This window comes from Methanofollis sp., from assembly GCF_028702905.1.
Classification (GTDB): Archaea; Halobacteriota; Methanomicrobia; order Methanomicrobiales; family Methanofollaceae; genus Methanofollis.
Genome location: NZ_JAQVNX010000016.1, coordinates 1 through 15592 on the forward strand (window position 1 = coordinate 1; position 15592 = coordinate 15592).

The window sequence follows — 15592 nt, forward strand, 5'->3', positions numbered from 1 at the left end:
CCGAGGAGGTCGCTGGAGACGCTCCGCAGGAGGATCCTGTCGGGGTAGCGCTCCTTGAGGCGTGCGAAGACCCAGGCGTCGAGGTTCTGCGTGATCAGGAAGGTGATCCAGGAGGCGACGACGATCCTGAGGCTCTGGGCGAAGACGTCCTGCCACATCTCCTCGTAGGCGAAGAAGGGGGCGGGCGTGAGGGTGTTGGTCATGACGATGAAGGTGACCAGGAGCACCTGCGAGAGGAAGGCGATGCCGATGGCGATGTGGGTCATCCTCTCGCCATAGACCTCGTTGATCATGTCGATGGCCTGCGAGAGGAAAGGATAGATGAAAACCGCGGCAGGGGCGAGGAAGACGGCGATGCCGAGGTCGAACTCCACGATCCGCGTGGCGATGATCTGCGAGGCCGCGAGGTAGACGACATAGAAGCCGACAAGGGCGGCGTAGCCGTACTCCCGGTGGTTCCTGATGATGTACGCCGAGGCGTAGGTGACGATGGTGAGGCTGACGACCCAGTAGAGCCAGACGATGGGGATATCCATTTTCCTTATTTTGTTGGATGGCCCGGGTATTAGTTACTGTGTTGATGAAATCCTAGCAACATTAGGGAATTTATTTAATAATCGCAAAATGAAGTCCGTGTTATTATACCCTTTATCAGATCTTTGAATCGATTTTAAATTTTGTTGATAGATTACTTCAACCGAAGATAAATTTCATGAGACTTGCCTTTTGATCAGGAAGATCTAAACATTTAGAATTCTGGAGTCTGAATACCGGAAAGGAGGTCGTCGCTGCCATGAGCGGTCGGGATGGCATGACGGCGCCTCAGTGCAGAAAGGCGTGCAATGAAAAGGGGCGGAAAATATCACCAGTTGAAAGTGCTTCGATGCGACGGTCTCTTATCCCGTAGATTGAGAAAAAGGAAATTATCCCCTATCTTTACTGAGGTACGAGTCACACATTTTGTCAGGTGTAGGTCCCCGGTCAGGGAGGCAAAACCTGTTTTTTACTGAGTGCCGAGTGCGAGGGACACTCCCTGCTCAATACACTCAATACCCTCACTCTGGCATCTCATCTTGCTGAGGGTTACCCCTTTGTTATACAGGGTTTCTGCATTATTTGGGTCGTACGTGAGGGCCAAGTCGTAGCATGATATTGCTTCCTCATATCTGCCAAGCATATCCAGAACATTCCCCTTTGAGTGGAACGCCCGGGCATGTTTGGGGTCAATCTCAAGAACTCGGTCATAGATCTCAATAGCTTTTGCATATTCGCTGCGATACTTCTTTTCATTCGCCTGGTGTAGCGTGATCTCTACAAGAGGATCACGCCTCGTTACGGTCCGTGTATCAGCACTGGACCCGCTGGTTTTTGCCATGATATTTACGTCGATGCTGAAATATATAATATTTTCTAATATCGAAAAACGATCGTATAAATAATTTCTTATGCTTTGGCAGGTCATTTATAAAATTTACCTTGCCCCGAATCCAACATCCATTTGGACCCGGGATAAACAGGGCCATGGGCCCCTTATCATTTATCGAAGGTTATCTTTCCGATACTGATACCGGCGCGAAAAACCTCATCACCGGGTTCCTCAACCAGGTGGTGCTCGCAGAGGCACTCCAGCAGGGGAGAGCCGGGCAGTACGAGCGAACCGATGCGCGTACGGCATACTGAAACGGCTACAAGAACTGATCCCTGAAGACCTGGTATGGGGATACCGTTCTCCAGAAACCACAGTCCCGCGAGTTTCCATCCGAGACAGAGGTCTTCGGGCGCTATGCCCGGGTGGAGAGGGCCCTCGCGGACACTATCTCTGAATCCTATCTGCAGGATGTTTCGACCAGAAAGATCCAGGGAATGATCTCGATAAAAAGGTCCAGGGGATCCTGAGTATTATAAAAATGGTGCTCTCAAAAAGAAGTCAGGAGTACCGTACTGTGTGTGGTATTGCTGCTGAGCGAGACTACAACGCTGCAGTGAATATTCGTCGCGTGGGGATGAAACGGCCCTTTGAGCCCGTGGAAATGCATAGCATTTCCCAGCCAGGGAAATTTTCGATTTCTCGTGTTGTGGAGATTACACCCCCCCGTAACATCTCTGTGATGCACGCAATTATCCATGATGGCTGTGAAACCCCGCCCAAACAGGTGCGGGGCAGTTCACCGGCCTTATCCGAGAAGATGTTTCTTTTCTACGATTGACTGAACATAGAGCAGAACGAACTGCGACAGTCCGAAGCATACCAGAATAATGACAATAAAAATACCCGGAACCAGGTTTTCGATCAGCATTGACACGCCGAGGAGAATCATCATGATGACAATAAGCAGTGCCAGGGCAAGCAGCACCAGCACCAGCAGAAGATCTTTTCCTTCCAGTTTTTTGGCGGGGTTCTCTGACTTTGGTTTCGGCCTGATCAGGGTGGAGAGAAGATAAAGTCCTGCGAGAATGAGGAAAACTCCGATAAAGATAACAAGAAACTCAACAATCGTGTCAGGAACAATGATAGCGAACGCACCGACCGCAACAAACGCCATCCCCACAAGGAAGAAAATCCAGTTGCGTTTGAACGAGAACGTCATCATAACGCCGCAGACCAGCGCCTGAACGCCAAGCAGCACTATCAGGGTACCATGCATGGCGCTCAGAGCATACGGCAGTAACCCGAGGTACACCGGGACCAGCAGGCAGCCGAAAATCAGCATGTAGAAACCAAACTGCATTCCCATGACAGTACCGGGGGACATGCCCGGGGTGTTTGCGGATATCCCGGGTTCGGCGTGGAGCGAATACTCTTTCTGCAGAATAAAAGCAAGATAGAACAGGGCACTGCCGAAGAGCAGAGCGGCAACCGCCAGAAGTTCGGTTGAAAGGAGGGCAGGCAGGTAAATCCGCACTGCAATCAATGCTGCAATCAGCATCTCCAGAACGGAGACTGCTGCACAGTTGACAGTAAGGTGCGCGGTTACCCCATCACCCGGTGTTTTCCAGAACCGGGACGTCTCATTTGCAAAAAAAATCTGCAAAAGCAGCAGAATACCGCCCGCTCCGAAGGCGATCATCACCAGAAACTTCGGGATGTCGCCAAAAATTCCTGGAATAAAACTGGTGACAATACCGATCAGAGTGATGATGATCCCCGGAATAAGTACCGACCATGATCTCTGCACAAATCCAAACGGAATTTTTCCTATCGTTTGCAGCTGCAGGCCGAATATAACCAGAAGGAGACCGTACACGCCGTCCCTGTAGTAGGGCAATGCTCCTGCGGCGACCGAAAACAGCACGGCACCGATGACGAGCATTATCAGGCCAACGGCCAGAATAAAAATCACCTCCCGGTGAATGTCCGTCTCTTCCAATATTTTCATATTTTATCCCTCAATTGCAGCATTTTTATCTGGCTTTCAGAATTTTCGAGTTTTTTTTGCAGATTTTTCATGCATGTATTCCGAAAATTTTGATTTATTTTGCAATACACATAATACTCATAAAAACCTGATAAAAACATAAAATGCGAGGCATATATCACTTAAGTTACCGTTGCATTTCCCCCATCAAATATTTTTCTTTTTTTATCTTGCAGGGTAAAGGGACAGGGCGAGAAGCCCCGGTCAATAGGTGCGGGGGGGTCTGACCGCCTCTTAAAGGGAGCGAGCGTGCAAGGCCCATACACAAATCCGACACCGCAAAACCGGGAGCATCAGTCGAAAGTGCTTGTGACGGCAGGAGATACCGGGGGCATCGTGATGATTATCGGCCGCGTGTTGCCTCTGGAAATACCTTTTCCGGAGGGCTCAGGAGCAAAGACCCGAGGCAGTTCTCATCATCTGAGAGTGCATGCAACCGGGCGGCGTGATGAATAGAGCATCTGCCAGAGAGAAGAGATCAAATAACAGGCATGAAGAGAAACTTTCGCTCCCCCATACGACGCCTCACGACGCATCGGGGGGATGAACCGTATAGACATGGACGAATTTCTGGCCGGAATAAACCGTATCCGTTGCTGTCTTAGTAGATTTTCCTGCCAGGACAACAACTCCTTCATCATTCCAGGGTTCATGCCCGGTGAGAACAACAGCTCCCTCTTTCTTTCCGTAGGCAGTAAGTGCTACATCTTTCAGTGTCAGGGATTTCCCCGTAATACCTGCCCGGAAACCGTACGCCTCGATCATCCCGCGTCTCATGAAAATCTCTCCGCAGGGCACTGATATCGCGTAACTCTCACCGTTAATCGTCATTATACTTCCTGCAGCCAGATTTCCTTTCTCAACAGCAATACCGCAGCCTCCCGAATCCGTCATCCTTGCATTGGTAATGCCGATAATCCCGGCAAAAACCTCCATCGACCCTGACTGGAGCAATATCCCGAATTCATCCCCGAAAATCTCTATTGCACCACCGGAAATCACCAGATTGCCGCTCTCCAGAACAACTCCACCGAACTGCCCGGTAACCTGGAGAGCACCTCCCTGAAGACTGATATCGCCGGTTGTATAAATTCCCACATTGCCGGTTGCGTCCACCGTTACCGTATCAACGAGGATCAGAGCGCCGCCCCGTATATTCAGACCAATCTCCTCACCTGCAACCTTCATAGTCGCGGCTTCAATCTTCAATGACCTACACGAAAATCCTATAGTGCCGGAAGCCGAAAGGAGACCAATATGATCTAATACTACATCCCCTGCCACATCCAGTCCGCATTTCCGGCCTGATGCTGCGAGGGATCCTCCATTCGTTATTTTCATCTGTTCTCCGGAGATCCGCATACCGTCCTGTGCCACCCCGGAGAAAGAGATCTCCCCTCCGGACTGGGAATAGGAACCATTCACCACAATTCCACTGATTTTGCCGACTCCCGTAATCAGGCCGTTGGAGATTTCCGCGTTTCCCGAGATCTGCATTGCCGTATCTCCCTGAAGCATCAGGATCCCCCCGGCACAGTTCATATCGCCACCAACGGATATCCCCGTCCCTCCTGATGCAGAGATGTTCGCATTTTGAATGTGCAGGTTTCCTTCAACAGCGATGGCAGTTTTTCCGGAAGATTCGCATCTAGAGCCGGATACTTCCATCTCCTCGGACACGAAAAGTCCGCAGTCCTCCCCGGAGAATGTTATAACACTTCCGACAATACTGCACGAACCGTTTACCTGCACACAGGAGGTTCCATTCAGGGTACCGTGTATCATTTTGGTGGAGAAGCTGCCATGTTCGAGGCGGATGCAAGTATCCCCGCAGATGAAGTCACTATCACAGCAGGTGAGTGCGAGAGAACCGTGGTGAATCAGAACTCCGCAGCCGTTGGGACTCTCGATCTGCTGAACGCCATCAATCTGGTTCAAATCTCCCGCAAGGTCGATTCCTGCATCAATTCCAAAGATTTTCAGGACGGGCTTGGTGGATGCATTCAATCCACCCGACACCGATTTGATTGCCGTCGTTTCTGAACGGACGTCAATGACACAATAGTCTGTGAGGGTGATAGTTCCCGAGGCAAAGATCCCGTACTCTTTTGTCCGGATTTTGAGGAATACACCTGTTATTTCCAGTGTGCCCGACTCAACGAAGATCCCCCCTTCATCTCCCCGAATGGACAGAAACATAGCACCTGAGAGTTTCAGGTTTCCCCGGTGAATGTGAATTCCCGGCCCGTGAGCACTGTCTATCTGGTTGTCTATCTGATCGAGCCGGATGGTGATGTCTCCGGTTGCATGAATTGCCGAGCCGTGATAGTTGGAGAGGACAAGGGTGCGTGTTTCTGCAACCCAGTTCCATCCCTTGCCATAACAGTCGTCTTCGACGGAGTAGGATTTGCCGTCGATGGTAAACTCGTCCCCGGCATTTTGCGGCCCGGACCCGTATCGACTGCTGTTTGCGGCATCAAGATTGGTATGCGGTGTATTGTCTCTCTGTTTCGCGCAGAAGAGTTCGTACTCAAGTTCCTGCTGCAGTACCGGGCCGGCAATAGCCAGAAGACCGGTACAGTGAGCGATCACCCTGTCGAAATCCCCGCACCGCCGCATGGTATCAAGGACTGGAACCCATTTTTCCGGGGGGACGTCGGCAAATGTTTTGTTGTCTGCAAATACCAGGGACAGGGCTTTTTTCCGGCAGGAAACAGCTAATTCCATATCGAGTAAACTGTCAGCGCACCATGCGGCGGAGATATAATACTCTATAGCTTTTTCCGGGTTGTTTTCCGCCAGCCGGACGAGTGCGGCACGCAGGTAGAGGGAAGGAGACGAGGGGATTTCGGGATTTTGGAGACTGCAATAGTCAGGCGACTGCAGGAACTCTCTGGCGATTGATGTTTTCTCCTCGATGTCTTCAGCGATGTATCCACAGTGCGGACAGACTTCGAGGAGGTGCCTGAGAATGTACTCTGTCAGTTCCTTAGGACGACCTTCAAGTTCCACTATTCCCGATGGTCCGGCTGTACCTGGATGCACCGGAGATGCAATTTTATTCTGCTCCGATGGTTTATGGCAGACGAAACAGGTTTTGTGGATGGTCTTGATATGCGACATTGCAATCTTAACGTGTTTTATAGTATGGGTGGGTTCCTAAAGGTAAATTAGATAACTCCTCGCTACTTTGTGTTGGTCAAAACAGTACCCTTCACTGTTTTGTCCACCTACCCCGTCAGAAGGCCCTTGATCGAGAAAGATCTCTTCCTTCTTGCGTTGAATATTCAGGATACCGGCCCTGTAGAAACCCTCCTGATGTGGTCATGCATCCTCCTTGATCACGCTTGAACACAGATCCGCTGCTTTCCCGATAGTGTTCGCCGGGAATAGCAGAAATCCTCAGATTTCTTTTATCGCCGCACCTGGTAGCCCGCTTGCATGAGGAGCAGGACCGCCCTCTCGTCCCACCGGGCGTCGTCGTCCTCGCGGATGACGGCGACCTGCGTCTCCCAGACCTCTTTCAGGGCCGGGTCGTCCGCCGCGAGGTGGCGCCTCTCCATCACCCTCCCCGCCCTCGTCCCCCCTGCGTTCAGGATGAGGAGTCTCCAGCAGCGGTACTCCTGGCAGATGTCGGGCCTCGTGTCGTGGATGGTGCAGCACGCCTTCCCGTCGGCGGGATCCTCGCGGAGGAAGGGGCAGGCCAGAGGCCACCTCTCGAAAATGCTCCTGTCGGGGAGGAGATGGGTTTTGTCCGGGTCGATCCTGACGGCGTGCACCTCACAGGTGTACCTGTTCTCCATCAGGAAACTCCCGTCGCCGCACTCCTCCCTCACGACATGGACGTCGCCCATCTGGCTGCAGCACTCCCCGCACCGGATACACGCGAATGGCATTTGATATTCTCCTCCTTATAGTGAGAAGTTATCTCGCTTTGGCATGTGTATGCTCTGGTTTCGAGTGGCGACATATGATACAGTGACTAACAAATTGGTTTTATGAAGGATCCAGATTCTCAGGACGATTCAGAAGAGTAGAAATCGTCTTATTTATTTATTATCGACTAGATGTCCACCTCTACTGTCCAAACGGTCCCTTAAACAACCAAAATATAAAATAGAAATCTATAATCATACAGATCCCCAAAGTGAAGATTGTAATGAACCAATTAATTCGCCTTGCAGCAAATGCACTCCCTGGCGAAAAGAAATATGTTCTCTTTGCCGGTGCTGGTGTTTCAAAAGATGCAGGTATTCCTTCGGCATGGGATCTGATGCTTGAAACGGCCAAATATTTCTATCTGGATGAACATCCCGGGAAAGAGGCGAAAGAAATAACAGACACAGAACTTGGAGACTGGTTTGTTCAAAGCAAATATGCAGATCTGGAATACGCTGAATTGATCGGCGGGATTTACAAAACTTCTTCGGAGCAGCAGAGTTTTCTTAATAAATTTCTTGGTAACCATGAACCCGGAGATGCACATCGTGCCATAGCCGAGATGGCTCGACGCGGGATCTTGCGTGCAATTGTTACAACAAATTTTGATCACTGTCTTGAAAAAGCGCTCAAGGAAAAAGGTCTGGACGTACAGGTCATTGCAAGTGATGAAGTCCTTGAAACAACGGAACCGTTGATCAATTGCAAAAAAGTTCGTCTGTACAAGCCACATGGAACTCTTGGCGAAGGTGTCTTAAGAAACACACCGAAGGATCTTGGATCACTCTCACCATCAATGGAGACAGAATTAATTCGCCTGCTGAGCGAACATGGTGTAATTATTATCGGTTATTCAGGCAGAGATCCCGGGATCATGAAGGTGCTTAAAGCTCGGAAAAACACATATTATCCAATGTTCTGGGTGAACCCGGAGCTTCCATCAGACGAAGCGCAAAAAATTATTGACGACGAACATGTTGTATATCTGCCGTGTAAAGGTGCCGGTGCATTCCTCAATGATTTGATAACATTTCAGGACAGGATACGCGCTCTTGCTCCGTCAGGATCCTCCGGAGGTCCATCAATACCAGAACTGAAAGCGGCGCTTTCTGGGAGCGAACCTGCAGTTCCAATCTATCAAGATTTTTTGAAGGGAGTGTATCAAGATCTTGAACAAATAAAGCCGGATTTTTCTCGCTTTGACAACTATGACGAGGCGATCTACAATCAAATAGAGATCGGAGAGAACATATCCTACCGGTTCATTGAGGCAGCACTTCTTGCAGCACGATATGACGCTGCGGAGGTATTAAAAACAATATATGATTATTTCGGCCAATACTTGAAACTTTATGATGTTCCTGAAGGATTCAATGGTACATTTAGACCCTCGGATTTTGATGGATACAAATTCCTAATCCATGAAATGTTTCTTGGATTTGTCGCAGCTCTCATTCGATCCGACAAATGGGCTATCCTTGGTACCCTTCTGAGACACGAACTGTTTACTGAGGATCATAGAGGAGCGCGTTATAAGAATTATGCCTATATTAATGAGAACATTAGTTCTTTGGATGATGAACGAAATAATAGACTCAATTTGCGTAGAATTAGTGTATCTACGGACATATTGAAAAAACGATTTACAGATGATAATCTGTCAGGACTTCTTCTTTTCAGAGATATTATTGACGCAGATATTTTCCTGTTTCAATATTCTGTACATAATATCAATGACACTGAACGTTTCACTAGAAAAAGATGGAAACCAAGAACCATAATCTATCTCAATTATGAAGCACCAAATTATCTGAAACGATCTGAAAGCAAAGAGTATTTCTCCAAAGTGTCTGGTGCCCTAGGTTATACCACTTCTGAAGAATTTATCAAGGATCTCCAACGAGGTCGTGAGGAGTTTGATCGTTATGGGGGGTATTTCGATGTGGATTATCCAATTAGTTATGTTGACGTTGAAAAACTTGGCTCAAAATTGTAATAGTTAAAATTAGCTCTGTAAAATCAGACATTGGATAGGAGCGCACCTCCGGAATACAACATGAATATTTTTATATAGCAAACTCTCTAGATTGCTTTTTTTGTGTGGGGGGCTGGCACTATTTATTCCGCCCGAGTGCCTTTCACTCAGGAGTCTACACTGCCCTGCTCTCTTCATCTCCCTGACCTCTATTTTCCCCTCTCCAGAAAACCCTATCACGCCTGCCCGCTCATAAACATCCCGATCATGGCCCGCGAGACGATACAGCCCGCCGGACGCCTCAGGGAGACCCTGCGACGGATCGACGGCCGGGGATATAAGGCGTACAGGGACTGCGAGGGGGCCTACGCCTTCGACGGCTTCACCCTCCTCATCGACCACGCCCAGGCCGACCCCTTCGCCGCCCCGAGCAGGGTGCGGGTGCGGGTCGAGACGGACGTCGCGGGCTTCCCGGCCAGGTGTCTCTCGACGAAGACCCGCGAGGTTGCGTTCAGGGATTTCCTGGCCAGGGCGTTCGCCGCGGCCGTCGACGCGATCGAGCCGGCCCGCCGGGGGAGCGGGAGGAGCGGGCAGGTCGCCGTCGCCAGACCCGGCCAGGAGGTGCTGGAGCGCTCCTCCGTCGTCGTCACGCCGGAGGGCGCGGTCGAGGTGCGGTTCACCGTCGGCCTCCCGGCACGCGGCCGGACCGTGCTCGGGAGGGAGGCGGAGGAGATCTTCTTCGAGGACGTCCCGGCCCTGGTGCGGGCCTCCCTCCTGTACGCCGCCGTCGACGCCGCCGCCCTCGACCGCCACCTCGCGGTGAGCGAGGACGCCGACCATCTCAGGGCCGCGCTCCGGGACCGCGGCCTCGTCGCCTTCGTCGCCGACGGCGCACTCCTGCCGCGGGCGAGCGGGGTGGACGACCGCCCCCTCCGCGGCGCCGTCCCCTTCGTCTCACCGCCCTCCCTCCGGGTGACCGTCGACCTCCCGAACCGCGGCGCCGCCACCGGCATGGGCGTGCCCGCCGGGATCACCCTCATCGTCGGCGGCGGCTTCCACGGCAAGTCCACCCTCCTCCGGGCAATCGAGAGGGGCGTCTACACTCACATCCCGGGCGACGGCCGGGAGTACGTCGTCGCCGACCCCGCCGCGGTGAAGGTCCGCGCCGAGGACGGGCGCCGGGTGGAGACGGTCGACATCTCCCCCTTCATCGCCGGCCTCCCCGACGGCAGGGACACCCGCGCCTTCTCCACCGAGAACGCGAGCGGGAGCACCTCGCAGGCGGCGAACATCATGGAGGCCCTGGAGACCGGCGCCCGCGTCCTCCTCATCGACGAGGACACCGCGGCCACGAACATGATGATCCGGGATCGGCGGATGCAGGAACTCGTCGCCGACGATCAGGAACCGATCACGCCCTTCATCGACCGGGCGCAGGCCCTGTACCGCGACCTCGGCGTCTCGACCGTCCTCGTCATCGGCGGGTCGGGCGACTACTTCGACATCGCCGACACCGTCGTCTCCATGCAGGCCTACCGCCCGGAGGACGCCACTGCACGGGCGAAGGCGATCGCCGCCCGCCACGCCCCGGACCGCATCGCCTCCCGGAAGGGCGACGTCGGCACATTCAGGCGGCGGGTGCCGGACGCGGGGAGCATCGACGCCAGCAAGGGCAGGCGGGAGGCGAAGGTGGCGGCCGACGGCGTCCGCGGCATCAGGTTCGGCGTCCACGAGATCGACCTCGCGGCCGTGGCGCAGGTCGTGGACCCGGCCCAGACCGCGGCCATCGCCCATGCCATGCTCAGGGCGAAGCGCCTGATGGACGGGAGGAGGACCCTCGACGAGGTGGTCAGGGCCGTCGCCGCGGAGGTCGAAGAGGACGGCCTCGACACCCTCGCCCCCCACCCTGTCGGCGGCCTTGCGGCCTTCAGGCCCTTCGAACTCGCGGCGGCGATCAATAGACTCAGGACATTCAGGGCAGGGCAGCAAAAGTGACGGCGCCCGGCAGTGTGACCCACCCGGCACCCGCACACGCCACCAGGGCAAATATCGCAAGGTGAAGCGCTGCAAACAGGGGGACAAGCAAAAATTTCGTCTTCTGCGTCTTGTGCCTGAAGACCTTCATCGCCGCCAGCGCGCCGAATGGCCCGAGAAACGCAAGAGTCAGCAGCATGGTCTCCGAGATCCTCCATCGCCTCTGGCGTGCCCGTCCCTTGTCCGCGTAAAACACCGCGGCGGCACCGGCATTCAGGAGGAGATACACGACCAGCAGATCGAGGCCGGGGACGCTCATGGCGACAGTCCCCGGAAAAAAATATGGGCCGGGACCATCCGCCTCACTCAGTCTCCTTTTTGCGCGCCCTGTCATTGAAGATGCCGGAGACCCCGAGCAGGTCGTTTATCCACCGCAATTCGTCGCTGCACTGGATCAGGATGATCAGGAGGAGCGTGATCGGAACGGCAAAGATCATGCCAGGCAGACCGAGGATCCAGCCCCAGATGATGAGCGAGAGGATGACGACCATCGGCGGCAGTTCGAACCGCCTCGATGCGAGCTTTGCATAGATTGGATTTTCGACGACGGCGTTGAGGAGGATGACAATTCCCACGACCGCCGCGGCTCCCCAGATGCCGTACTGGAGCCAGGCAAAGAATATTGCCGGTATGGCCGCGAGGATCAGGCCGATATACGGAATGAAGGCCAGGATGAAGGTGAGGGTCCCCCACAGCACGGCAGAATGGACACCCATGAGCCAGAGCGAGAGGCCGAAGAGGGTGCCATGGATCATGTTCGCCTCAGTCCTGACGATCACAAAATCCATCATGAGTTTGCTCATCTTTTCGACACCCACAAAAGTCTTCGGTTCGAGCGCTATCCCCCGCTTCAGGCGCTCCGAGATGCGGGGGATCTCCAGAACGGCAAACATGGTTGTGATCAGAATAAAAAACAGGTACATCAGGACGTTTCCGAGTCCGATGGCATATGGCCTGACGAAGGTGACGACCTCCCCCAGGTTGAATGAGGTGGGAGCGAGCAGAGAGGAGTCAATGCCAAAGTGCTGAAACAGCAGTATCAGGTCTGAGAGACGCGTCTGCAGGTCCGACTGGTAGGTCGGAAGGTCGTTGAGCAGAGTCTCAAACGAACTGACCGTGATCACCACCCCGATGATCAGCACGACGGCGGCCACGGCCGAGATGACCCCCATGGCCACGATGTCGGGCAGGCCCCGCTTTCTCAGCATTTCCATTGCCGGAAGGGCAAGGATTGTCAGGATCAGGGATACGAGCAGGAGGTTGACGATATATGCACAGTACTGCATCCCGATGACGATCACGAGGAGTGCCGCCAGGATGCCGAGGGTCTGCCGCGTGCCGGAGAGGTCTGAAGGACGGTCCATAGTATAAACCTGTGTCGTACTGGGAGAAGAAAGAATATGATCCTTGGGAATTTATCCGGAGGAGATACGAGGCCAGACCCTCTTTTTGTGCCTGATTTCAGTCTTCTAGAGCACGCAGTCCCGGCAGTCCTCTGCCCCGCAGGCGATGTTCTCGATCTTCCACTTCAGCGCCCACCTCTTGATCTCCCTGACCACGCCGATGATCTCGACGCCGCTCTCTGTCAGGGTGTACTCGCTCTTCACCGGGAAGGTCGAGGCCTCCACCCGCTTCCAGACCAGTCCCTCCTCTTCGAGCTCCTTCAGGCGTGCGGAGAGGACCTTCGAGGTGATCCCGGGCAGTGCGTCCTTCAGTTCGGAGAAACGGCGGGTGTAGCCCTCGCCCTTGTAGAGTTCCAGGAGGACGAGGAGAGTCCACTTCTTTCCGAGGTACGTGAGCGTCGCATTGACGGTGCACCCTTCCTGCATGGTATATCTGTAGAAACTCTCCCCTCCATATACCTTTGTATCCTTAGTATACAGTGTATCTAAAAGATACAAAACAGGAGCACGACCATGTACTGCTATCAGTGTGAAGAGACCGCGAAAGGGTGCGGGTGCACGAGTGTGGGCGTCTGCGGCAAGGACGCGGAGACAGCCGGGCTTCAGGACGTCCTGATCTCCCTGACGAAGGGGATCGCGGTGCGGAACCTCGCGGCGATGGAGAGGGGAGAGGGGAACGGAGAGGCCGGGAGGTTCATCGCCGAGGCCCTCTTTGCGACCCTGACCAACGTGAACTTTGATCGGGAGCGCTTCCACGCGTACATCGACACGGCGATCGCACTCCGCGACGCCCTCCCCCCTGCCGGCGCGGACGACGCCGATATCGCGGCGAAGGTCGGCGTGCTGGCGACGGAAAACGAGGACGTGAGGTCCTTGCGCGAACTCCTGGTCTACGGCCTGAAGGGCGTCGCCGCGTATTCCTACCACGCGGCCGCCCTCGGGTATGAGGACGACGAGGTCACCGCCTTCATCCAGAAGGGACTTGCCTCGACCCTCCGCGACCTCACGGTCGACGAGATGGTCGGCCTCGTGCTGGAGTGCGGCGGCGTGGGCGTGAAGACCCTGGCCCTCCTCGACCGGGCGAACACGGAGACCTTCGGCACCCCGGCGATCACGGCGGTCAGGACGGCGCCGGGCACGCGGCCGGGCATCCTCGTCACCGGCCACGACCTGAAAGACCTGAAAGACCTCCTCGACCAGACGAAGGGCACGGGCGTGGACGTGTACACCCACGGCGAGATGCTCCCGGCGCACGCCTACCCGGCTTTCAAGAAATACGAGAACCTGGTCGGCAACTACGGCGGTTCCTGGCCCTTCCAGAAGGAGGAGTTCGAGGCCTTCAACGGCCCGGTGCTCGTGACGACGAACTGTCTGGTCCCGCCGAAGGAGTCGTACAGAGACCGCGTCTACACCACCGGCCCGGTCGGCTTTGCCGGGTGCACCCACATCCCGGCGGCCGCGGACGGCACGAAGGACTTCTCCGCGGTGATCGCGCACGCCCAGGCCTGCCTGCCGCCGAAGGCCCTCCACGGCAGGGCGCGGCCCCGCTGGGTCTCCCTCTTCGGCGAGAAGGGCGGCGACGGCAGCAGGGACCTCGTCACCGGGTGCGCCCACGGCGCGGTGCTCGCCATCGCCGACACCGTCGTCGACGCGGTGAAGGCGGGCGCGGTCCGGCGGTTCGTCGTCATGGCGGGCTGCGACGGGCGGCAGGCCGAGCGCTCTTACTACACCGAGTTCGCAGAGGCCCTGCCGAAGGACACCGTCATCCTGACCGCGGGCTGCGCCAAGTTCCGGTACAACGGTCTCGCCCTCGGCGATATCGGCGGCATCCCCCGCGTCCTCGACGCCGGCCAGTGCAATGACTGCTACTCCCTGGTGGTGATCGCCCAGGCGCTCGCGGAGGCCTTCGGCGTCGGGATCAACGACCTCCCTGTCTCGTACAACATCGCCTGGTACGAGCAGAAGGCTGTGCTCGTCCTCCTCGCCCTCCTCCACCTGGGCGTGAAGAACATCGCCCTCGGCCCCCGCCTCCCGGCCTTCGTCTCCCCCGGCGTGCTGAAGGTGCTCGTCGAAACCTTCGGGATCCGGGCGAACACGACCGTCGCGGACGACCTGAAGGTGATGGTGCCCGGAAACTGACGGGAAAATCTCCTCTTCTTCTTTTTTGTGTCGCCGGGAGAGTCTAGATGAAAAAAAGACCTGAGGGGCCTACAGGACCTCGACCTCGTCGTCCTGCATCTGGCGGACCCTCTCCTCGTAGGCATCGGGGTCCTGCGCATACTCTCTGATGGCCCGCACGTCCTCCGCCGCCCGCCCCGCGAGCGACGCCTCCAGCGCGGCGAGGTCGGCGTCGCGGCGCCCGAGGGCCGCCGCCACCGCCGGGGAGAGGTAGTCCTCTTTTTTCACCGTCTCCCCGTCGAAACAGGGTGCGTCGTGTGCCAGTTGCTCGACCACCGCCGGGGCGTCGCCCAGGGCCGCGAGGAGGTGGAGGGCGTGCCTGACCGCCGTGCGGTCGTCTCCCGAACGTCCGAGGGCCGCACGGACCCGCAACGCCGCCGCCTCCCTCTCCGCCGGCAGAGTCCCCTGCCGCACGGCCGAGGCGTACATCACCTGGAGGGCCATCGCCGCCGCCCTCCCGCCGAGGTCGAGCACGCCGCCGACGACGTCCAGGTCCGCGGGCGCGAGGGGGTCCACCGCCTTGTACAGGAGGAGGTCGTGGAGGGCGGCATGGACCGCGTCGCGGTCCCCCGCCGCCAGGGCGTCCTCCAGGTCTCTGGTCTGAAAATGTGCCGCCACCATCTCTTGGAAAAAATCGTCCCCGGGAC

The 15592-nt window shown here is 55.7% G+C and carries 14 protein-coding genes; 5 read left to right on the forward strand and 9 right to left on the reverse strand.

The features are described 5' to 3' along the window. Both PHP59_RS03440 and PHP59_RS03445 read right to left on the reverse strand, forming a co-directional pair. The coding region (locus PHP59_RS03440; RefSeq protein WP_300163629.1) for a queuosine precursor transporter at positions 1 to 536 on the reverse strand (536 nt) is incomplete at its 3' end. Between the two features lie 467 nt (positions 537 to 1003). After that, positions 1004 to 1375 carry a tetratricopeptide repeat protein gene (locus PHP59_RS03445; RefSeq protein WP_300163632.1) on the reverse strand — a complete coding sequence of 124 codons (372 nt, stop codon included), beginning with the start codon at positions 1373 to 1375 and terminating at the stop codon, positions 1004 to 1006. 146 nt (positions 1376 to 1521) lie between these two features. Here PHP59_RS03445 and PHP59_RS03450 point away from each other — a divergent pair, with 146 nt between their 5' ends. Together PHP59_RS03450 and PHP59_RS12645 are read left to right on the forward strand one after the other, a co-directional pair. Beyond that, positions 1522 to 1680: a hypothetical protein gene (locus PHP59_RS03450; protein WP_300163635.1), complete on the forward strand. Its 159-nt coding sequence runs from the start codon at positions 1522 to 1524 to the stop codon at positions 1678 to 1680. A 21-nt stretch (positions 1681 to 1701) separates the two neighbouring features. Continuing rightward, a complete protein-coding gene (locus PHP59_RS12645) occupies positions 1702 to 1896 on the forward strand; it encodes a transposase (protein ID WP_366943715.1) in 195 nt (64 codons plus the stop codon). Between the two features lie 278 nt (positions 1897 to 2174). On the opposite strand, the gene PHP59_RS03455 is transcribed toward PHP59_RS12645, so the two are convergent. The 3 genes from PHP59_RS03455 to PHP59_RS03465 all read right to left on the reverse strand — a co-directional run bounded on the left by PHP59_RS03455 (position 2175) and on the right by PHP59_RS03465 (position 7312). Further along, on the reverse strand, positions 2175 to 3377 hold the full coding sequence (locus PHP59_RS03455) for a DUF308 domain-containing protein (RefSeq protein ID WP_300163639.1): 1203 nt from the start codon (positions 3375 to 3377) through the stop codon (positions 2175 to 2177). Positions 3378 to 3941: 564 nt separating this feature from the next. After that, the gene (locus tag PHP59_RS03460; protein ID WP_300163643.1) at positions 3942 to 6539 is read right to left on the reverse strand and encodes a hypothetical protein; all 2598 of its coding nucleotides are present in this window, start codon (positions 6537 to 6539) and stop codon (positions 3942 to 3944) included. Positions 6540 to 6829: 290 nt separating this feature from the next. After that, entirely contained in the window at positions 6830 to 7312 is a 483-nt protein-coding gene (locus PHP59_RS03465; RefSeq protein ID WP_300163648.1) for a YkgJ family cysteine cluster protein, read from the reverse strand. Between the two features lie 251 nt (positions 7313 to 7563). Here PHP59_RS03465 and PHP59_RS03470 point away from each other — a divergent pair, with 251 nt between their 5' ends. Together PHP59_RS03470 and PHP59_RS03475 are read left to right on the forward strand one after the other, a co-directional pair. After that, positions 7564 to 9351, forward strand: coding sequence for an SIR2 family protein (locus tag PHP59_RS03470; protein ID WP_300163651.1), 1788 nt, complete (start codon positions 7564 to 7566; stop codon positions 9349 to 9351). 246 nt (positions 9352 to 9597) lie between these two features. Beyond that, complete coding sequence (locus tag PHP59_RS03475; protein WP_300163654.1) at positions 9598 to 11325, forward strand: ABC-ATPase domain-containing protein; 1728 nt, start codon at positions 9598 to 9600, stop codon at positions 11323 to 11325. Here PHP59_RS03475 and PHP59_RS03480 read toward each other — a convergent pair. The 3 genes from PHP59_RS03480 to PHP59_RS03490 form a co-directional block, all read right to left on the reverse strand. Next, complete coding sequence (locus tag PHP59_RS03480) at positions 11303 to 11623, reverse strand: DUF1294 domain-containing protein (protein WP_300163657.1); 321 nt, start codon at positions 11621 to 11623, stop codon at positions 11303 to 11305. The genes PHP59_RS03475 and PHP59_RS03480 overlap by 23 nt on opposite strands. A gap of 43 nt (positions 11624 to 11666) precedes the next feature. Continuing rightward, the gene (locus PHP59_RS03485) at positions 11667 to 12728 is read right to left on the reverse strand and encodes an AI-2E family transporter (RefSeq protein WP_300163661.1); all 1062 of its coding nucleotides are present in this window, start codon (positions 12726 to 12728) and stop codon (positions 11667 to 11669) included. Between the two features lie 105 nt (positions 12729 to 12833). Continuing rightward, positions 12834 to 13193, reverse strand: a complete 360-nt coding sequence (locus PHP59_RS03490; protein ID WP_300163664.1) for a helix-turn-helix domain-containing protein — start codon at positions 13191 to 13193, stop codon at positions 12834 to 12836. A gap of 87 nt (positions 13194 to 13280) precedes the next feature. On the opposite strand from PHP59_RS03490, the gene hcp reads away from it, so the two are divergent. Continuing rightward, on the forward strand, positions 13281 to 14906 hold the full coding sequence (gene hcp, locus PHP59_RS03495) for a hydroxylamine reductase (RefSeq protein ID WP_300163667.1): 1626 nt from the start codon (positions 13281 to 13283) through the stop codon (positions 14904 to 14906). A 69-nt stretch (positions 14907 to 14975) separates the two neighbouring features. On the opposite strand, the gene PHP59_RS03500 is transcribed toward hcp, so the two are convergent. Further along, entirely contained in the window at positions 14976 to 15566 is a 591-nt protein-coding gene (locus PHP59_RS03500; RefSeq protein ID WP_300163670.1) for a hypothetical protein, read from the reverse strand. Positions 15567 to 15592 lie beyond the last annotated feature (26 nt).